Here is an 18395-nt window from a genome sequence, read left to right on the forward strand (position 1 = left end):
GCCGAAGGCCCGATTGCGCTATCCTATTGCTACTCCGTCATAATACTAATCTTTGACGTGCAATCGGTGTATAATGACGTCCGGAGCCTGCTAGCGGTACATGCCGGGGTTCCCATGAAATCGAGGATGCGGTCATGCCTCTGGCAGGCGCGCGACTCCGAACTCTACCTGGTTCGGAATTCGCGTGACAACCTTATGCTTATGAGGCAACGCCATGAAACTCCTCCACCACCCAATGCCAACGCTCCTGGATGAACGGGCCGGCCTGATCGCCGGCTTCACAGCCACGGTCGTACTTTCCATCCTGATGATAGCCAAGAGTTCTGCGGGGCTCATGCCGCAGCTCGATCCAATCGCTGACATCGCGCATCTGGCCCGCCTGCCGGAAGGCACGGTCCAGGCGCTGTGGTTCGGGTGGATCGGCCATTTTGCCCTCGGGACAATCATCTGGGGCACCATCTATGCGGCGATGCACGCAGACCTTCCGGGCCTCCCTGTCGTCAGGGGCCTCATTTTCGGGGTCCTGGCCTGGCTCGCGATGATGATCGTCTTCATGCCCATGGCCGGCCACGGCCTGTTTGCGCTCTCTCTCGGGCCTATGGCGATGGTGGCCACACTTGTTCTTCACCTCGTCTACGGTGCGGTTCTGGGCATGACTTACGCCAGAGCTGCGCATGAGTAGAATCCGAGGTTGAAAAGGCTGTGAAGGTCGGCCCGCGTCCCCCAGTGATGAGGGACGCGGGTCTCGCGCGCAAGCTGCCTGACGGACAGGCACCTTATCGGATGCTGGATTGAGTTGCTGCCGCGCTCGGCGCTTTCCTTCTCTCCGTGATCAAGGCCGTCAATGTCGAAAAAGACCCCGGGGTCTTTCATCCCATCCAGCCCTCGCGCAACGACCATCGGACGAGGCCTTCCGGCAGAGCGACAAATATGCTACTGAGTAGCAAACCCCGCTCGATAGAGATAAACCGATGAGTGTCAAATCGTCGATTTCGCTGACCGACCAGCAGGACGCGTTTGCCCGTTCACTGGTGGAGAGCGGCCGGTATTCCAGCATGAGTGCCGTTCTTCAGCAGGGCCTGGAACTCCTCCGCCAAAAGACGGAAACCGAGACCGTCGAAACCGCAGCGCTTCGCGAGTTGGTCGAGCGGCGTTTGAAAGCTCCTACGATTTCTGCGACCGAAATGGAAAGCCGCGTCGAGACGATGATCGACCGGAAGCGGCGGGCCGTTCGTGTGGACCCTTGAATATTCCGAGGATGTCGAACGTGATTTCGAGTTGATTTTCGATCATCTCTTCGACGCCTATGTCGAACTCGGAGACTCGCCCGACGAAGCTTTGGAGCGTACCGCTGAACGGATACGTAAATTGCGTGCCGAGATCGACCGTCTCGTCGATACGCCTTATATCGGCACATTGCGGCCCGATATTTACCCCGGAATCCGATTTCTTCGACGGGACAAGGCGGCGGTCTGGTTTCTGCCGGTAGAAGATAGTCGCAGGATCATGATTGCCGCAATCTTCTACGGCGCGCAGGACCATATCAGACATATGCTTGCCCGCATGCTGGCGGGATAAGGCCTCGGCAGATCAGGTGCCGGAACGCTCCCGCCTCGATCAAACACGATCCAGGAACGCGAGCACCCTGATGGTCAGCAGCGCGGTCGCATCCGCATCATAGGACGCCAGCGAGCTGTCGGCAAAATAGTGCTGGTCGCCGTGATAGAGGAAAAGCTCGGCGTCCTCGGCCGTCTCCACGATCTCGCGGGCGGCGTCGATATCGCCCTCGCCGACGAAGACCGGGTCCTTGTCCATGCCGTGGATCTGCACCGGAACGCCTTCCGGCCAGGGTCCGAAGGCCCATTCGCCGCTGATCGGCAGGCAGGAGTAGAAAAGCAGGGCTCCGCGGGCGCCTGGCCGTGTCTGCGCGAGCTTCTGCGCCGGCAGCACACCGAACGAGAAGCCGGCATAGACGATCCCGGCAGGCAGGTCGTCAGCAAAGCGGACGCCGCGCTCCCGCATGGCCTCGAATCCGGTCTCGCCGATATAGGCGAGACCCGCATCGATGCTCGGGAATGTGCGTCCGTCGAAGAGGTCAGGCGTGTGCACGATATGGCCGGCGGCCCTGATATTGTCGGCGAAGGCGCGAATGCCGGGGGTGAGCCCCTGCGCGTGGTGAAACAACAAGACCTCGGTCATAGGGAGCCTCCGGATGAGATGGTCTGGCGCGCGTCGGGCCAGTCTACAGAGGGATCGTCTCGCCGGGAAGAGCGCGCGCGCAGGTTCGAAAAGCTCCCGAGCCGCTCATATTCTGCTTCTATTTTTCCTTAACCCATTGTTCCTGAATAAGTATTTTCAACAATGCGGCAAAAATGGCCAAATTTCCGGCTAAGCCATTGATCCTGAATAAGTGTTCCACTTTCTCCCGAAAATACGCGTAAAGAGATTCAAATCAGGAGGGAACGCCGGATGACCGGGAAAAATATAAAAGTTTTTCCGCTTCTTCTGCATCACTTATTCAGGATCAATTGGTTAGGGAGCAATGCGCCAGTTATAGTTCAGAAACCATAGATAAATATCTGTAATTAAATACTTATTTCAGAAACGTCGATTCGCCGCCGGCCGGTAGCTTGGCCATGCCGGCAGCAATCGGACTCGTCGGGCGATCAGCCGCGGCGAGCTGATCCTCTCAGTGATGATGGCTGCGGGAGCGAGACCAGGGAAGGGGAAAGTGCGGATGTGGTTCGCCGTCGGCGCGCGGGAAGGCGTCACGGATATGCTGGGTATAATACCAGCCGGGCGATGGCGCGGTGATCAGGTTTACGACGACGGCGGGAGGCACGTCGAAATATCGGCGGTGGCCTTTTTGCCGCAACTCGATCTCAAGAACATGCGTCGCCGCATCATAGACGACCTCCTTGATCAACCGTGATGAGAGTTCCATGCTCGCCACCCTGAAACAGGCCCGGACATGCCCGAAGGGACATTAGCGGTATCTCGGGACGAATCCCCGGAAAGATCAGGACCGGGCCTCGCGCTGTTCGGGAGCACCTGCCCCCCTGCTGTTCCCCGCCCCGGTGTCGCCGGCTTCCAGCGCCGGGTTCATCGGCTCGATCTGGGATTCGTAGAAGCTGAGCTTGTCCTCGGCGATGCGCAGGCCGACGATGTGCCCTTCGAGAACATTGACATGCGTGCGCAGGCTGCCGTCGGAAAATTCGACGACCAGTCTGGAGGGTTTTTCGCTGTAGCCGATCCTGCTGATTTCTCTGTCCCGGCGCGCCTTTTCCGCGGCACCGATGGCGTTCTTCAGCTTCTCAAGCATCGGCAAGCTCCTTCTGCCATTGTCTTCCTCGATGAAATCAATCCCCAGGCGGTGCGCTTTCCCATCCGGGACGGATTGGGGCGAACCTCGCCGAGGCAGGAAACGCAAGGCTTCCGAAAAGGTTCCCGCCGGCCGCTCAAATTTTATCCATTCGCCGGGCCAACCATTGCCGCGTTATCTCCTCGGCAAACCGGGGTGAAGACATGAGCGAACTGACGGCGCGCCAGCAGCGCTTTGTGGAAGAATATCTTGTCGATACTGTGGGCGCGCATGCGGCGATCAGGGCTGGCTTTTCGCCGCGAAGGGCCAAGCAGACAGCCTACCGGCTCCTGAAGAAACCTGAAATCGCCGCAGCGATAGCAGAGGCGAAGGCGGGGCGCTCCGAGCGCACGAAGATCGATGCCGACTGGCTGCTGACGCGGCTCGCCGCCGAAGCGGAAGCCGATCTCGGCGATCTCTATGACGAGAACGGCGATTTCAAGCCGATCAAGGAATGGCCCGCCATCTGGCGGCAGGGCCTGGTGACGGATGTCGAGATCTCCGCGCTCTATGAAGGCACCGGCAAGGAGCGCAGAGAGATCGGCCATGTGAAGAAGGTGAAATTCGCCGAGCGGCTGCGCCGGCTGGAGCTGATCGGCAAGCATATCCGCATCAACGCCTTCAAGGAGATCGTCGAGCACAAGGGCCTCGGCGCGCTGGCCGAGCGGCTGGAGCGAGCGCAAAGACGAAACGAGACGCCTGATGACGGCGAGGCGGAGCAGACCCCGTGATGCCCCGCAAGCCCCTGCCCGCGCCCCATGACAGCCGCGATCCCAACGACGAGATCATCGAGCTTGCCGCCGCCTGCCGCTTCAGCCCGAAGCGCTGGAGCAGGCTTGCCTGGGACTGGGGCATCGGCGAACTCAAAGGCTATGACGGCCCCCGCCCCTGGCAGGACGAGATCAACGAGGTGATCGGCGCCCATCTTGCCGACCCCGCCGCCCGCTATCAGCCGCTGCAGATCGCGGTCGCCTCCGGCCACGGCATCGGCAAATCGGCCGAAATGGGCATGCTGTCGAACTGGGCGATGTCCTGCTTTGCCGATTGCAAGATCGTCACGACCGCCAATACCGAGGGCCAGCTGCGCACCAAAACGGCGCCTGAGATCGGCAAATGGTTCCGCCTTTCGATCACCGCCCACTGGTTCGATCAGCAGGCCATGTCGATCAAGTCGCGCGACCCTGATCGCAGCGAAAGCTGGCGGCAGGATTTCATCTCCTGGAGCGAGCACAATACCGAAGCCTTTGCCGGCCTGCACAACAAGGGCCGCATCATCCTCCTGCTCTTCGACGAGGCCTCGAAGATCCATGACAAGGTCTGGGAAGTGGCCGAGGGCGCGCTGACGGACGAGGACACCGTCATCATCTGGATCGTCTTCGGCAACCCGACGAGAAACAGCGGCCGCTTCCGCGAATGTTTCCGCCGCTTCCGCCACCGCTGGGTGGGAAGGCAGATCGACAGCCGCTCGGTGCCCGGCACCAACAAAGAGTTCCTGCAACGTCTCGTGGACGATCACGGCGAAGATAGCGATATCGTCAAGGTGCGCGTGCGCGGCCAGTTTCCGAGCCAGTCCGCCATGCAGTTCATCTCCGCCGACGATGCCGACCGGGCGCGATCCGTGCATCTGCGCCCCGAGCAATATGCCTTCGCGCCCGTCATCATCGGCGTCGACCCGGCCTGGACCGGCGACGACCCGACGGTCATCATGCTGCGCCAGGGCCTCTATTCCAAACGGCTCGCCACCATCCCCCGCAACGACAACGATATCGAGATCGCCAATCTCATCGCCCGGCTGGAGGACGAATATGAGGCCGACGCCGTCTTCGTGGACGCCGGCTACGGCACCGGCATCGTCAGCGCCGGCACGGTGATGGGCCGCTCCTGGCAGCTCGTCTGGTTCGGTTCAACCAAAGTCCTTGATGCCGGCTACTACAATATGCGCGCCTATATCTGGGGCCAGATGAAACGCTGGCTGAAGGCCGGCGGCGCGATCGATCCCGCCAATGAAGTGCTTTACCAGGATCTCGTCGGGCCCGAGACCGTGGCGCGGCTCGACGGCAAGATCCAGCTCGAAAGCAAGGACGACATGAAGGACCGCGGCCTGCCCTCGCCCAACGAGGGCGATGCGCTGGCGCTGACATTCGCGCAGCCGGTGGTGAAGAAGGTTCGTCACCGGGCGGGGACAGGGGCGAAGGCGGCGGTGGATTATGATGTTTATGGGTAGCGCGGGATGGCGGAATTCGGCGGCAGGTGCGGCCAACTACAACCTGCCCCCAGACCAGCCTCCCGCCAACGCTCTCTCGGGGCACCGGCGCCGCCCCAATCTCTCTAATTCCTGTGCTTGTCACAGTGTGAGCCGACGGATGCTATCCGACGATGTGTCGGAAAAAAGCGAGCCTAAAGCATCCACCGTGATCGAGATTGCTCATGCCACTGGCGTTTCTGTCGCCTGGTTGATGGGCGAAGATAGCCGAGGCGACGCATCTAGCAGAAATCTGCCAACGGAATTGAACGAGAACATTGTTCGGCTGCCCAGGTTCGACGCGCGCGCGTCCGCCGTGCGGGGCTTGGTCCCAGTGAACGAGATGCCCGTCGGATTGACATCTTCCTGGTAGAGGCCCCACTTAGGGCGCTAGAGCCCGAGCAAAGTTTTGACGGCCGCAATCGCAGGCGAAAGCCAACCAAGCCCTGTGATCTTATCCAGTACGAACAACGCCGTGGGCGTCAGTGCTGTCACGATGGCCATGCCAAGCTGCCTCTTGAAGCCGTCCGCTACCCCTTTTCCTATCCACAGAACCACTGCGGACGCTAAGTTACTAATCGACCGTGCAATTCCCAGTATTCTCGCACCTCGGGACTGGCCATGGGCAGAAGGCCACCCGCCAACCTCCTCCAAGGATTTAAGCACTTCAGGTTCGACGATAGGAATGTCCGACAACCTATCTGCTAGTTCGATCGGAATTGATGAGAGTTCGCGTTCATCGACCGTGGTAGCGAGAACATCGACCCCGCTGTGGATAAACTCGCGCCAGTCCGCGAAGCGGTTCATATATCGTTCGAGGCCACGAAGATGCATGCGCAACTCTGCGACCAAGGGATCCATGAGCGATTCGGTCTCTGCGTAAAATATCTCCTGTGCCGTCAAATACTCCTGACCGAGAAGCAGGATCTTATTGACGTCGGCGAGCTTAACAGCAATCGATGTAAAAGCTCCACGAAGCTGAGGACTAGCGCTATTTCCACTAAGCGCTTCTGCGATCCGCGTAGCTTGCTCAAGCAGATATTCACGCTCTGCGGAGGCGAACCGGGACTGATCACCTTCTATTGCCGACGCATGCGGCTCAACTGAAAGCGTGTTGTCGGCCATCCAATAGTTGAACGGCGCCAGTTCCTGGGGAGGCGTAATCTCAACGATCAGTTCTCTGAGTTCCGTGTCGGAGCGCGTATTGGCGCGGCCTTCTTCAGGGGAAGCGAAACCAGCAAGATCATTCCGAAATTCTTCAAGGACACCTCCCAAACTCGGATTGCGCCCATCATTTAAGAAAAGGAGAGTGCCGTCGACCTTTTCCCGCTGCGCGACCTCCAACGCGGCACTATAAACTTCGTGAGCTCTCGCGAGATCATCCGCTTGATTCTGCTCGCGTTCGGTTATGGCACTTCGCAATCGAGAGGCGCCCTCGTTCAGAAGTTTAGTAAGCGGCCCCGGCAACTCTTCTAGTGTGTTAAGAGCGTCGGCGACTGGAAGATAGCCGTAAAGAGTGTTGCGCAGGTAATCGTTGTCGAGCTCCAGTTGGACGTCTCTGTCTGCCGCTTTGAGAATGCCGTCCTGTCGCTCAAGTTCGGATCTCACTTTCCCACTCAGGTAAGCTGTCGACTCAATCAATTTACCGAAACTTCTTACAACGCCGTCAGCCGGCTGCAGAATGTCTTTGATTGAAGGATAGCCTGGATGCTTTTGAATATCCGCAAGAAGGCCTTCGCCTTCTCGGAACTGCGTGCGTTCGTGCTGCTCCGGGCCTATGTACGTTTCAATCGCCAAAAGACCGGTCATCGCATGACGCAACATGTCGGTTAGCGGCACAGCCACCTCCCGATCAACTGTTGCAAATTTTGGAATGTCTTCTTCGTTCGTGACAAGCTGCCCGCGAAGTTCGAAGATCGCAGTATGCAGCTCTTGAAAACTTTCGGCCTGCTGACTCAACGCATTGCGAATTGCTTGCGTGGTGCGTATCGCAAATAAGACCTTATCTTTCAGCCTCATCCACGGAATCGCTTCCGAAAATTGGACGTTTTGCAAACTTTTAAACGAATTTCCTTCCCAGAAGGCGTAAAGTTGGCGAAGAATGGAAGCAGTTTGCTGTTGGATTTCTGGGAGACGATGGGCGTAGCTAACCACGAACTGCGTGTATTGTTGAGCGATCTCGCTCACGTGGGTACTAAGCTCATGGGCAATGTCCGAATTGCCCGGATCTTCCTTTTCGATCTCGAATAATCGCCGAACAAGCTCTTGTAGCGTAGTTCCAAGCGTCTCAACTGCGTCGGCCATCTGACTCTCCAGCAATCGCTCTCCATAGCACCCGAAATTAAGTCATCCAACGCCTCAACGGGATTAGATCACTCCTGACCCTTTTCCCACGCACGTCGCGAGTCACGCTGTGCAACTTGAAGGGGAGCTCGGCTGATATTGTCCGCAGTTTCGTCATCCACGACGGGAATGTTCAGAGGATTGCTGATTGACCAAATTTTCGGGATTTGAACACTCATATTAATCTCGGGAAGTTTCTCTCCCCCGTAGTATTCGAACTGCGGAGGGACCTCCGAGCGTCTCGCCGTCAGAAAGAACGTGTCGGCTACGACCCATGCCGTCGACTGAATGCCGATGCCGGTCGGCTGTGGTTGGTCAGTGTGCCCTACAAACATGTGTTTGCCGAAATGGTTGTGCCCCGTCCAGAGCTCGCCCTTAAACGCCGCAAGCCATACAACCCAGTTAACAGGTATGTCCCCTGTCTCGGCGAAGCCCTCTCGCTCCTCGAAAGTCGAGAATGCCAGATTCGGATGAAAATATTCAATCACCATGCTGGTCATAATCGCCCACTTCGACAATGAGAGTTGCTCCTCATCGCTGAGAGTGACTTTCCGCTGCTCCCCGATCGCGATGATGATTTCTTTGTTTTGATCTTGAAGTTTGGACATCCAGCCCTCGTTGCAGGTGCTGCAAACAACCTTGATCGGCGATGAACGGGCATCGCCAGTTCGGACTTTAACCGATGTCACTTTCTGCACTTCAGTCCCCCGTACTTCAAAACTATCGAGTGAATGCGAGCGATAGGGATAAAACTCAGTGAGAAGTGCCTTCGCCCACTCAGGATAGAAGTGCTCACGGCTGTTTGCCTCCTGGGAACAGAAAAGGCACTGACGATAGTGACGATATTGCGGGTTCTTTGGCATATTCCCTCCGGTTGCAAGCCGCACCAAACTCGCCTCAACTTATCAAACACGTAAACAAACGGGAGCTCTATTCAGCCGATAGATGCTAGATCCGATGTGGAAATCTTTCGTTCCTCAATTTTCGGCATGGCATTGAAAACAATAAACGATCCTGCGTAGGAAGGTTTTCCACCACGATGTGGGAAACCTTTTTGATTCCCAAGACTGAAACCGACACTTCAGGCGGCGACACCTTGATACCAAAGCATGCCTAAAACTTCCGTTTTCGGGGTTTGAACACTACTTGAAGGCTTAATGAGAGGTTCTCGAAGAACTACCGACGTGAGGCGTCGGATCACATGGAGCTTCGCGACACTGACCGTTTCACGCTGTTCGTGCAGTCAAAAGAGTCGGCCCGCTTTTCTCTCTCCGCACCTGAAAGCCCGTGTTTAAAAGGTATTCTCGCCGTTTCCCGGATAATCCCAGAGATTCCCACATTTTCCGGATCTCGGCGTCAGACAACACACAGGAATGAGGGAGATTGGGGCAGCGCTGGTGCCACAAGAAAACGTTGGCGAGAGGGGTCTGCGGGCGCGCTCACGCAATGAGGACGCGCTGGCGCTGACCTTCACGCAGCCGCCGGTGAAGCGGGTGCGTCGCGGGAGTGGACTATGATGTTTAGGGGTAGTCTGGGATGCCCCGCCTTGCCATCGAAGAGCGGATTTGAAGATGTCCGTGCTCGGAGCCCCCTCACCGTGACCCGACCGGGGGTCGGGCCACAGGTCTCGCCCCGTCCTCCGGATCCCGAGGGCGGCAGCGCAGCCGGCCAGAGCCTCAGGCCATCAATGCGCACAAACATTCAAGACCGTGACGCGGCCCCTGTGTTTCTTCCGGTCTCCAAGCCACCGGTGAGCGGCCCTCCGAGTCTATTTGTCAAAGGCGAGAAAAATGAAAACAGTCAATCTCGAAGAGAAGCTCGGCTGCTTCTCAAGTCACTGGGATCCTCACGTCATCGCGGATTACAACGAAAATGACGTGATGGTCGTGAAGTTCCTGGGGGAATATCCCTTTCACAAGCATGAAACGACCGACGATTTCTTCCTCGTGCTCGAGGGCGAAATCGAGATCGATATCGAGGGAGAACCTTCCCGAACCGTCCGGGCCGGCGAACTGTTCGTCGTCCCCAGGGGCGTCGTTCACCGGCCGCGCGCAGCAAAGGAAGCCAAGGTCCTGCTGATCATTCCGACCGAGAGCCTTCTCCGAAACCGCGAATCTGATAGCGGGGCTGGTATCTGGCAGGCCGTTTAATGGAAATGAAGCGGCGTTCTAATGTCGCGCTCTTTCATGGGGCGACTGCCGGAGGCAAGCAGCGTCAAAACGTGACCATCTTGTCTTGCCCACGGCGGTTTGCAGGCCGCGGCCTGCAAGCCATCCCATGAGGCCTTCACTCGGCCGAGAACTTGACCGTCACGCCGCGCTGGCGGAAATAGGCCTGCATCAGCTTCCTGCCGGACCGGTTGTTCTGCACGAGCCTGGCGGGGTCGAAGACGGCCTCTTTCAGACCCGCACGCGCCAAGGCTGCCTTGAGACTGGCGATATGCAGGTCGATATCCTCATTATCGGCCCGCAGTGACTCGTAAATGCGGTTCGTCGCATCTGCTACGCTCGGTTCGCTCACTATGACACTCCTGTTGTTATCAGGCTGCCGCTTACCACATTTTTCGGCTCGGCCCTATCGCGGCAAGGATTAGACCAGCGGTTGCAACGGGCTAATCACAATGTACCGTTCTGATTTTATCCACAGGTTTATTCCCGGGCTGCAGGCGTAGAAAATCCCACAGAAGCAGTGATTTCGTGCCGCAAACATCAGGGCTAGCCCAACTGGTCGAATTGCTGCGCTTCAGGCGCGGGCGTCTAATCGTGATGTCGCGGTGGAGAACACAGATGAGACGATCACCGAGGCTGGGGCTCGTCTAGGTGCTGGGTGGCGAGCCCCACTGTTTCGCCGGCCATCTGACGAAGCTGCGTCAGAAAAACACTGCTTCGGGGGGACGCTTAGGGATGAACTCCATCTTCGGAAGGTCCGCCAATGCCGCCCTTGCTAGACGCCGACGACCCGAACAGCCTTGATATTGTCTGCGATGTCATCCTGACAGACTGGTATAATGCCGGAGTAGACACCTTCGACATCAGAGACTTCAGGGAAGAAATGGAAGCGCACTATCAGGAGATGGGCAGGCCCGTCCCCGCGGAAATCGCCGATCCCCAAAAGCTCGTTCCAACGCTGCGGCTGTTGCAGGCGCGCATGCACATCGTCAAGCCGACGCGCATTACCGGTATCGAGTGGCAATTCATACGAAATGGCAATGGTAACGGTAACGGCGACTGGGCGCACCGGGCGCCAAAATAGCGAAACTTTTCTCCTTCCATGCATTTTCGGGTAAAAATTCGAGGGCGATGTCGAAAACCGTCTCCCGCAAACGTCTTTTACACGTTGAGAACGAGGCGATGACCATCGCCGTGCCGGCCGCTCTGAAAGCGAGCGGCGCGGTGCCCGAGCCATTGCGACCAAAGGGAGCGAGCATATGACCATGACCGAGTTGAAACCGGCGAAGGAGCTGGCCGCGAAGCGTGTGACGAAGTTCGAAAACGAAAGTCGCGCCTACGCGGAGGCGAGAACCGCACTCCTGGCCGAGGAAATCGAGGTGCGTCGTCACCTTACCCGCCTTGCCGAGCAGCGTCGCCGGCTCCCCCCCGGCCCCGTCGTGGCGAAGGACTATCGCTTCAAGGATGAAAACGGCGCCGAAGTCGGTCTTGCCGACCTGTTCGGCGGGCACGATACGTTGGTCACCTATTTCTGGATGTACGGACCGCAGCGTGAACGGCCATGTCCGATGTGCACGAACTTTCTCGGCGGAGTGAACGGAAACGCCGCCGACGTGAAGCAGCGGGTTGCCTTCAAGATTCTGGGGCGCAGTCCAGTGGCGCGGCAGAGGGCGTTCGCACTTGAGCGGGGATGGCGCGACCTCGATTTCGTGCAGACTGTTTGCGATGATTATGCCCGCGACCTCGGTCTTCTCGACGACAGAGGCGGCGAGTCTCCAGCCTTCACCGTCTACCAGAAGAACGGCGACGGCATACACGTCTTCTATAACGCCGAGATGCCCGACGAAGCGGCCGATCCAGGACAGGATCCGCGAGGAGCCGTCGACATCGCGCCGCTCTGGAACATCCTCGACATGACGCCCGCAGGGCGCGGCACGGATTGGTATCCCAAGCTGGTCTATTGAGATCGGCTAGCGAAATCGAGCGTCAGCGCCGCGGCGATGGATCATTGCTTGTCTGCGGTTGAGGCACCCCTCTATCCTGCCGATCGCATTATCAGGAGATGGGCAGGCCCTTCCCGACAGGATTGCCGATCCCCCAAAAGCTCGTTCCAACGCTGCGGCTGTCGCAGGCGCGCATGTACATCTTTAAGCCGACGCATTCCCGTATCGAATGGCAACTCCTGCGAAATGGGAACGACAACGGTCACCGACGTCCTTCAGTTCCGCCTCCACCCATACGCGATGATCATCATGAACAGCCGTTCGTTTGGACGATCGGTTTCTCGCGCCCAAAGCTTGACAGCGGACATCAGAGCGGTGTTGCCAGACCACCTGCTGAGGTTTTCAGTCACTCAGGTCTGCCTGCTGCGCAGGAATTCTCGCACCTCTTTCATCATCCAGTTCCGAAACGCGCGGACCTTCGGGTGGTCTTGGTTGCCGTCGCGGTAGAGCAGATCGTATCCCCATTCGACCTCAAGGGCTGCTTCGGGGAATAGTGATACCAGCCTTTCGGCCGCCAGGTCCTCGACAACAAGGACGCTCCGTCCGAGAGCGACCCCTGCCCCTCGAATGGCAGCCTCGATGGACATGCTCCCGTGGCTATATCCTGGTCCGCGCATGCCTGGATAGTCCAGGTTCATCATCGCGAACCATCGCTCCCAGGTCGTGATCATCCCGATCTCGTGAATGAGCTGGCACTTGAGCAGGTCGCCCGGAGCATCGATCCCGCCCATCTTCTCGCGATACGCTGGGGAGCACACCGGCGATACCGTTTCGTTCATGATGCGCTCCGCCGTCGCGTGCGGGTAGCGTCCGTCACCGTAACGCAACGCGACATCGACACTGCCGGTAGCGAAGTCGACGGCGGCATCTGTGACCTCCAGATGAACATCGAGATCAGGAATATCGGCCATCAGGCGATGCAGGCGGGGCGTAAGCCATTTGCTGGCAAAGGAGACGCTGCAGTTTACAACCAGACGAGAGACCTCACTTTTGCGGCGCAAGGCCTCGGATTCCCGCTGCAATTCCGACAGAAGACGCGTCACGGTGCTGAAATAGGAATGACCCGAGTCGGTCAGTTCAATTCTTCTAGTCAGGCGGCGGAACAGTGGCACGCCCAGATGATCTTCAAGCGCCTTTATCTGTCGGCTAACCGCTCCGTGGGTGAGATGCAGTTCCTGGGCCGCAAGGGTCATGCTCAACCGTCGACCTGTTGCCTCGAAGGCTCGCAATGTCTGAAGCGGAGGAAGATGATCGGTCATGGGTCTATGAGTGATGCCACGTCACGCATCCTGTGAGAACAAATGGTTTGTCGCGAATGTATCGCGCAGCGTATGTGTGGCACAGTCTCACGCACACGCCAAACAAAAGCTGTCAAAGATGTCCCACACCTCCGATATAGTCGGCATGCCTGCCCCGCTCGGTTCTGCGAGTTCGCTTTCAACGAAAAGCTTGGGGGCTATGTTGCTTTTGGCCCTGATGTGGGGCCTGTCTATTCCGATCACCAAGCTGGGCCTCGGCAGCATTCCCCCGATGACGTTCACGGCGCTGCGCTTCATGGTGGCTGTGCCGCTCATGATGTTCCTGGCCAGACGCGAACTCCGGGTTCCCAAAAAAGCAATTCCTGGAATTGTCGGTCTGGGTGTCATGGGTATCACACTGGGCAACGTCGCCCAGTCGTTCGGAGTGCAAGGCACGTCGGCCTCGGTCGCCACTATCCTCTCGGCGACGATCCCGCTGTTCATGGTCGTGCTGGCAGCAATGCGCTTCCGGCAATCAGTGACACCGCTGCAGTGGAGCGGTCTACTGGTTGCGTTCCTCGGTATTGCCCTGGTGGCCGTCGGAAGCGGACCCGGTGTCGATGACATGTCGAGGACGACGGTGACCGGCGTGATGTTGATGCTGCTCTCCGCCGTCGCTATCGCGATCTACTATATCTGGAGCGCGGAGCTGACAGAGAAGTACGGCCTGCTGCCAATTGCGGCATGGAACATGCTCGTAGGGCTTTTGACCGTCCTGCCGCTCGCTGGCTGGGAAATGACCCAACACACCGTCGTTATCACCGTCGAAGCGCTTGCGGCCATCGTCTACCTCGGCGTGGTCGTTACCGTCGCCGGGCTGATCGTGTGGCTCTACCTCCTGAAGGTCGTTCCGGCCCGCGTTGCGGCGAGCGTCCAGTATTTGCAACCTGTCTTCGGGATCAGTGCCAGCGCGTTTCTGTTCGGCGACAAATTGGGGCTGATGTTCGCAGCAGGCGTAGGTCTTGTCCTCGCCGGGCTTGGGCTGGCGGCCGCCGGAAAGCGAACAAGCTCCTAGCTGGTTTGAGGTTCGCCTCTTTGAATTCCCCCGCTCGGTTACTCCCCGAGCGTTTTGGCCCGCCTTCGGCGGGTCTTTTTTGCGCCGTGAACGATGGTTGCTTTGGATCCGCAGGTACCCGAAGCGCTGACTGGGGTGCGAAAACTCTGCGACACCCCTACTGGGAGTCGACCCGCGTCGGTCGTTCCATGAGGAAATGGGTCGAAGTGCGTCCCACCTCAACGAAGCCATTTCGCCGGTAGAGGCTGCCAACCGGGTTCCATAGAAGATATTCAAGGCGGACGGCGAGGTTTTTGGCGTCTGCAAGTTGGAGGCAGTGGGCAAGAATCTTCGAGCCAATGCCAATTCCTCTGAACTCGAATTCCTCAACCGTTGGCGTGAGCTTTCGAAATTTCAATTCGGGGGAAGGTCCGGAATTTTCATACGACCAGACTATCGTCAAGCGATCAGCCCGTCACCTCAGTTCTATCCGAGTCGACCGCGCCAGCGTTTGGTTGCGCACTTACCCGCTGATGTCGCGACACCGCCTAACTCTGCGAGGCGCCAGGCCCGCCGGCGGCTCGAAAGCCATACATCAGGGAGGACCGCTTTTCAGGGAGCAGACCATCACCACGCGAGGCGGCAAGAGATGGTCCGGTATCACCTCCTCCAGACCCACTGCCGGATCTCGTCAGCCAATTGCTCGAGAACGCCTGTCGTCCCGGCGGAGAGCGGGTCCGGAAACCGTTGCTCGGGATAAGCGAGCGTTCCCCCCAGATGGACCGGCTGGACGCAGGGCATCTCGTGCTGTTCGAAAAAATTGGTCATGTTGTCCGCGCATTGGCGCACACTCGGATCATCAGCGGGATCGGTGGCGCCGTTGACGATGACCGCTCCGAGTTTACCCTTGAGCTGTTGTCCCTCACGCCACAGGGGATCCGACCTGTTGAGCAAGACGACGCCCAGCGCCGGCGGCATTCCGAAGCAGGTGGGAGTAGCCATCAGAATCATGTCCGACTCCTTCATGCGTGACAGAACACGATCGATCCCGTCGCCGTGGTATCCGAACGTTTGATAACACTGCTCGCACCCGAGACACTCGATACGCTCATCGGCCAGACGCACCTGTTCGACGACCTTCACCCGCCGATCTCTATCGAGCGAGCGAAGAACTTCGCCGAGCATCCGCCCTGAGTTACTGGACGCGCGTGGGCTGCAGTCTATTCCAATGATGGTCGTCGCTTTGTCCATGTGAGGATCCCTGGTAAGGCGCGACACAGTCCGCAGCGTGCGCAGCTTTGCGGGGACACCGCCTAACTCGGCGAGGGGTCAGGCCCGCCGGCGGCTCTTTGAATCAAGCGGGCAACCACTTCGGTACGGTTCTGCGCCTGCAGCTTACGCATGATGTGCTGCAGATGCATCTTCACCGTATGCCCCGACAAATTCAGTTTTCCTGCGATCACCTTGTTCGAGCAGCCGGACTGCAGCTCTGCCAGCACATCCGCTTCCCGCGGAGTGAAATCGGCGATCGCCAGATATTGCATCCTGTCGTCAAGGCTTTTCTCCGCCTCGCTTCTCGCCGGACCGTGCTCGCCTGAGCCGTTTGCGGCAGCCCCCAGCAGCTGCGGGAAAAATGTGCCTCCTGCCAGAACGAGACGCAGGCCGGCAAGGGCAAGGTCGACGGCGAGTGACGTCGAGAAAAGCCCCCGTATGCCCATCTTGAGCGCCCGGCGGGCTATGTTGACGTCGTCGATGCCTGAGAGCAGCGTGACGGCAGCCTCGGGAAAACGTTCGGCAATCGCTGCAAGGTCATCACGCAGGCTGGTACTCTCGATACCCCTGCCCGCCAGATCCAATGCGATCAGCCGCACCTCGGCTCCAAGAGCCCGGTCGAGACTCTCGGCCGAGATCAGATCGATGAAGTTCCACCCGGCGAGTTCATGCTGAAGAAGCTTCACCACGGTGGTGCGTGTCAGTGTAGAATGCCCAATAATGATCACAGTTGGTGCATTGCGCCCCGCACGGCGCTTGGTTTTAACACTGTCGGACACTTGCGTGCTCCCCGGAAGATTTGCAACCCAACAGCTATTCACATTATTCCTGTTCTCGCTTCATGTCATGAGAAAAAACGAGTGTATCGCCCATATCAATAGTCTGATCTCTCATGATAATTCTTATAGTCTATGAGACTTAAGCGAGAGACGACTGGGAATGCAGTGCACTTTTCAAAGCTTAACTAGGAGAGCCGCCGCAGCGACTTGTCGTTGCAGTCTTTCCGCTCGTTGTCGAATTCACGTACGGCAAACGGGTCAACAAAGTTTTCAAAGGCACTGAAAAGGCAGGCGATCTTCTTCAGTTCCCTTCGCGAAAGAGTCGTTGCTTGGAACAGCTGCCGGTCGGCCGGGCTTTGTGTCCATATCCCGATTCAAAGCAGAAGCGGACCTCGACGGCAAAACGGCCGATGCGAAAAGCGACCAAGAGCCTGGGACCGGTGTTAACTCATTATGATTACTGATTAACTAGGGGTTTTGACGGCGCAGGGATACCGGGCGGCAGCGTTTTCACTCAGGCAGCACCGCGCCGGCACCGCCAAGTGGGAGTCTATCCGATGGAGCTTTTCGGGGAAGTATCAAGCGGTTTTCCGTCCGGGATGCGACGCCTCGTCCGTCATGTCAGGGCTTACCCGGGATATCTGCTACACGATAAAGCTCAAGATCGAAGGGCGCTGTCAGAGGCAATTCCGGCAAAACCTGCCTGCCGCTCCAGCATTACGCCTTGGATGGAAATGCCCTAGCTGTGCATGAAGTCCATGATATCATCGACGAGAGCCGAATGGGCGGTCGTGAGGTTGCCGTCTCCGCTGTGCCCTCCGATGCCGGCCAATTGGAGCGCGTGCTGGTCGTAGAGAATATGATCGATCTGCTGGGCGTCCGCCGTCCCGCCGGCGGGAACGGCGATGTTGATCGGATGGAAATAGGCGAAATTGACGTCGACCATGCTGCCGGTCGACGATCCGATCCCGCCGCCGCCACCTGCATGATTGCCGGTGAAGATCGTGTCCGACGACAGGTTGAAGCCACCGCCATTGCCGCCGATGCCGGCGATCTGCACGGCACCCTGATCGAAAATGACATTGTTCGTCTGATGCGCCTCAGCCGAGCCGCCTGCGGCGCCGATCGCGATGTTGATCGGCGAGAATATGGCGATACTGACGTCGACCATGCTGCCGACGAAATATCCATTGCCGCCATGGCCGGCATAAAAGTCGCCGGTCAATGTCAGCGACGTTCCCGGGCTCAACGAGTCATGGCCCGCAGCGTTGTGGTCTCCGCCCGAGCCGCCCATGCCGCCGATCTGGGTTGCGCCCTGCAGGAACAGGGCGTTGTTCGACTGGTCGGCGTGGGCCGTGGCACCCGGGCCTGCAGCCACGGCCGTATTGACGGGCACAAACAGCGCGGTTTCGGTGCTGACGAGCCCGCCGTAGAAGAGCCCCATGCCGCCGCTGCCGGCATGATTGCCACCCTCGCCGCTACCGATGACAACATTGCCGCTGCCGCCATTCCCGCCGATCCCGGCCATTTCGGTCGGATGCTGATTGACGAGCGCATCATTGCCCTGGAAGGCGTCGGCAGACGAATGCGGTCCTGCAATAGCGGCATTGGACGGCATGAAGACGGCGAAAGCATTGGCGCTGATCACACCCTCGCTGATGCCGTCACCGCCGCTGCCGGCTGAACTATAAGATGGACTGGAAGCGACATCCAATGGAAGCCAGGTCGGCACCAATGCCAGATGCCCCGCGGCCACATTGGAGACGAGGTTTTGATCGGTGCCCGCCTTGGGCAATTCTTCCAATGAGGGACGAGCTTCCGTCATCACCGTCTCCATTCGCGGCCAACCGCACGGCCACCGGGCGTGCAGCGATATGCAGCCTGAATTGTTCCGGCATTGTGCATCCGAACGCGCAAAAAGCAGAGCCTGCAATT

General features: G+C 58.5%; 19 protein-coding genes. 9 read left to right on the plus strand and 10 right to left on the minus strand.

The window, feature by feature from the left end; genetic code table 11:
* Positions 1-214 precede the first annotated feature (214 nt).
* The 3 genes from FHT78_RS01410 (at position 215) to FHT78_RS01420 (ending at position 1578) form a co-directional block, all read left to right on the plus strand.
* Entirely contained in the window at positions 215-682 is a 468-nt protein-coding gene (locus FHT78_RS01410) for a DUF1440 domain-containing protein (protein ID WP_246715046.1), read from the plus strand.
* Between the two features lie 289 nt (positions 683-971).
* Positions 972-1247, plus strand: a complete 276-nt coding sequence (locus FHT78_RS01415; RefSeq protein WP_183739511.1) for a type II toxin-antitoxin system ParD family antitoxin — start codon at positions 972-974, stop codon at positions 1245-1247.
* Positions 1234-1578 carry a type II toxin-antitoxin system RelE/ParE family toxin gene (locus FHT78_RS01420; RefSeq protein WP_183739514.1) on the plus strand — a complete coding sequence of 115 codons (345 nt, stop codon included), beginning with the start codon at positions 1234-1236 and terminating at the stop codon, positions 1576-1578. The genes FHT78_RS01415 and FHT78_RS01420 overlap by 14 nt, the downstream gene beginning before the upstream one ends.
* A gap of 39 nt (positions 1579-1617) precedes the next feature.
* Here FHT78_RS01420 and FHT78_RS01425 read toward each other — a convergent pair whose 3' ends face one another.
* The 3 genes from FHT78_RS01425 to FHT78_RS01435 all read right to left on the minus strand — a co-directional run bounded on the left by FHT78_RS01425 (position 1618) and on the right by FHT78_RS01435 (position 3322).
* Positions 1618-2199: a dienelactone hydrolase family protein gene (locus tag FHT78_RS01425; RefSeq protein ID WP_183739517.1), complete on the minus strand. Its 582-nt coding sequence runs from the start codon at positions 2197-2199 to the stop codon at positions 1618-1620.
* A 490-nt stretch (positions 2200-2689) separates the two neighbouring features.
* Entirely contained in the window at positions 2690-2944 is a 255-nt protein-coding gene (locus tag FHT78_RS01430; RefSeq protein ID WP_183739520.1) for a KTSC domain-containing protein, read from the minus strand.
* 75 nt (positions 2945-3019) lie between these two features.
* Positions 3020-3322, minus strand: coding sequence for a KTSC domain-containing protein (locus tag FHT78_RS01435; protein ID WP_183739522.1), 303 nt, complete (start codon positions 3320-3322; stop codon positions 3020-3022).
* A 203-nt stretch (positions 3323-3525) separates the two neighbouring features.
* On the opposite strand from FHT78_RS01435, the gene FHT78_RS01440 reads away from it, so the two are divergent.
* Positions 3526-4092 carry a terminase small subunit gene (locus tag FHT78_RS01440; RefSeq protein ID WP_183739525.1) on the plus strand — a complete coding sequence of 189 codons (567 nt, stop codon included), beginning with the start codon at positions 3526-3528 and terminating at the stop codon, positions 4090-4092.
* Positions 4092-5585, plus strand: coding sequence for a terminase (locus FHT78_RS01445; RefSeq protein ID WP_183739527.1), 1494 nt, complete (start codon positions 4092-4094; stop codon positions 5583-5585). Before FHT78_RS01440 ends, FHT78_RS01445 begins: the two co-directional genes overlap by 1 nt.
* Before the next feature lie 408 nt (positions 5586-5993).
* Here FHT78_RS01445 and FHT78_RS01450 read toward each other — a convergent pair whose 3' ends face one another.
* Together FHT78_RS01450 and FHT78_RS01455 are read right to left on the minus strand one after the other, a co-directional pair.
* The gene (locus FHT78_RS01450; protein WP_183739531.1) at positions 5994-7907 is read right to left on the minus strand and encodes a hypothetical protein; all 1914 of its coding nucleotides are present in this window, start codon (positions 7905-7907) and stop codon (positions 5994-5996) included.
* A gap of 68 nt (positions 7908-7975) precedes the next feature.
* Positions 7976-8809: a hypothetical protein gene (locus FHT78_RS01455; RefSeq protein ID WP_183739534.1), complete on the minus strand. Its 834-nt coding sequence runs from the start codon at positions 8807-8809 to the stop codon at positions 7976-7978.
* Positions 8810-9736: 927 nt separating this feature from the next.
* On the opposite strand from FHT78_RS01455, the gene FHT78_RS01460 reads away from it, so the two are divergent.
* Complete coding sequence (locus FHT78_RS01460) at positions 9737-10096, plus strand: cupin domain-containing protein (RefSeq protein ID WP_183739537.1); 360 nt, start codon at positions 9737-9739, stop codon at positions 10094-10096.
* A gap of 136 nt (positions 10097-10232) precedes the next feature.
* Here FHT78_RS01460 and FHT78_RS01465 read toward each other — a convergent pair whose 3' ends face one another.
* On the minus strand, positions 10233-10469 hold the full coding sequence (locus FHT78_RS01465; RefSeq protein WP_183741794.1) for a hypothetical protein: 237 nt from the start codon (positions 10467-10469) through the stop codon (positions 10233-10235).
* A 408-nt stretch (positions 10470-10877) separates the two neighbouring features.
* On the opposite strand from FHT78_RS01465, the gene FHT78_RS01470 reads away from it, so the two are divergent.
* Both FHT78_RS01470 and FHT78_RS01475 read left to right on the plus strand, forming a co-directional pair.
* The gene (locus FHT78_RS01470) at positions 10878-11198 is read left to right on the plus strand and encodes a hypothetical protein (RefSeq protein ID WP_183739540.1); all 321 of its coding nucleotides are present in this window, start codon (positions 10878-10880) and stop codon (positions 11196-11198) included.
* A 175-nt stretch (positions 11199-11373) separates the two neighbouring features.
* Complete coding sequence (locus FHT78_RS01475) at positions 11374-12078, plus strand: DUF899 family protein (protein WP_246715048.1); 705 nt, start codon at positions 11374-11376, stop codon at positions 12076-12078.
* Between the two features lie 389 nt (positions 12079-12467).
* On the opposite strand, the gene gcvA is transcribed toward FHT78_RS01475, so the two are convergent.
* The gene (gene gcvA / locus FHT78_RS01480; protein ID WP_183739543.1) at positions 12468-13376 is read right to left on the minus strand and encodes a transcriptional regulator GcvA; all 909 of its coding nucleotides are present in this window, start codon (positions 13374-13376) and stop codon (positions 12468-12470) included.
* Positions 13377-13575: 199 nt separating this feature from the next.
* On the opposite strand from gcvA, the gene FHT78_RS01485 reads away from it, so the two are divergent.
* Positions 13576-14430 carry a DMT family transporter gene (locus FHT78_RS01485; RefSeq protein WP_183739547.1) on the plus strand — a complete coding sequence of 285 codons (855 nt, stop codon included), beginning with the start codon at positions 13576-13578 and terminating at the stop codon, positions 14428-14430.
* A gap of 639 nt (positions 14431-15069) precedes the next feature.
* Here FHT78_RS01485 and FHT78_RS01490 read toward each other — a convergent pair.
* The 3 genes from FHT78_RS01490 to FHT78_RS01500 all read right to left on the minus strand — a co-directional run bounded on the left by FHT78_RS01490 (position 15070) and on the right by FHT78_RS01500 (position 18285).
* A complete protein-coding gene (locus FHT78_RS01490; protein WP_183739550.1) occupies positions 15070-15660 on the minus strand; it encodes a flavodoxin family protein in 591 nt (196 codons plus the stop codon).
* Positions 15661-15722: 62 nt separating this feature from the next.
* Positions 15723-16460, minus strand: coding sequence for a response regulator transcription factor (locus FHT78_RS01495; protein WP_183739553.1), 738 nt, complete (start codon positions 16458-16460; stop codon positions 15723-15725).
* Between the two features lie 739 nt (positions 16461-17199).
* Complete coding sequence (locus FHT78_RS01500; protein ID WP_183739556.1) at positions 17200-18285, minus strand: hypothetical protein; 1086 nt, start codon at positions 18283-18285, stop codon at positions 17200-17202.
* Positions 18286-18395: the final 110 nt, after the last annotated feature.

Origin of the sequence: Rhizobium sp. BK196, from assembly GCF_014193255.1 — a bacterium.
Taxonomy (GTDB): domain Bacteria; phylum Pseudomonadota; class Alphaproteobacteria; order Rhizobiales; family Rhizobiaceae; genus Rhizobium.

Bases quoted from the DNA above. Each gene is read 5' to 3' on its own strand.
- FHT78_RS01410 (WP_246715046.1), top strand. From the start codon at position 215: ATGAAACTCCTCCACCACCCAATGCCAACGCTCCTGGATGAACGGGCC.
- FHT78_RS01415 (WP_183739511.1), top strand. From the start codon at position 972: ATGAGTGTCAAATCGTCGATTTCGCTGACCGACCAGCAGGACGCGTTT.
- FHT78_RS01425 (WP_183739517.1), bottom strand. From the start codon at position 2,199: ATGACCGAGGTCTTGTTGTTTCACCACGCGCAGGGGCTCACCCCCGGC.
- FHT78_RS01430 (WP_183739520.1), bottom strand. From the start codon at position 2,944: ATGGAACTCTCATCACGGTTGATCAAGGAGGTCGTCTATGATGCGGCG.
- FHT78_RS01435 (WP_183739522.1), bottom strand. From the start codon at position 3,322: ATGCTTGAGAAGCTGAAGAACGCCATCGGTGCCGCGGAAAAGGCGCGC.
- FHT78_RS01440 (WP_183739525.1), top strand. From the start codon at position 3,526: ATGAGCGAACTGACGGCGCGCCAGCAGCGCTTTGTGGAAGAATATCTT.
- FHT78_RS01445 (WP_183739527.1), top strand. From the start codon at position 4,092: ATGCCCCGCAAGCCCCTGCCCGCGCCCCATGACAGCCGCGATCCCAAC.
- FHT78_RS01450 (WP_183739531.1), bottom strand. From the start codon at position 7,907: ATGGCCGACGCAGTTGAGACGCTTGGAACTACGCTACAAGAGCTTGTT.
- FHT78_RS01455 (WP_183739534.1), bottom strand. From the start codon at position 8,809: ATGCCAAAGAACCCGCAATATCGTCACTATCGTCAGTGCCTTTTCTGT.
- FHT78_RS01460 (WP_183739537.1), top strand. From the start codon at position 9,737: ATGAAAACAGTCAATCTCGAAGAGAAGCTCGGCTGCTTCTCAAGTCAC.
- FHT78_RS01470 (WP_183739540.1), top strand. From the start codon at position 10,878: ATGCCGCCCTTGCTAGACGCCGACGACCCGAACAGCCTTGATATTGTC.
- FHT78_RS01475 (WP_246715048.1), top strand. From the start codon at position 11,374: ATGACCATGACCGAGTTGAAACCGGCGAAGGAGCTGGCCGCGAAGCGT.
- gcvA (WP_183739543.1), bottom strand. From the start codon at position 13,376: ATGACCGATCATCTTCCTCCGCTTCAGACATTGCGAGCCTTCGAGGCA.
- FHT78_RS01485 (WP_183739547.1), top strand. From the start codon at position 13,576: ATGTTGCTTTTGGCCCTGATGTGGGGCCTGTCTATTCCGATCACCAAG.
- FHT78_RS01490 (WP_183739550.1), bottom strand. From the start codon at position 15,660: ATGGACAAAGCGACGACCATCATTGGAATAGACTGCAGCCCACGCGCG.
- FHT78_RS01500 (WP_183739556.1), bottom strand. From the start codon at position 18,285: ATGACGGAAGCTCGTCCCTCATTGGAAGAATTGCCCAAGGCGGGCACC.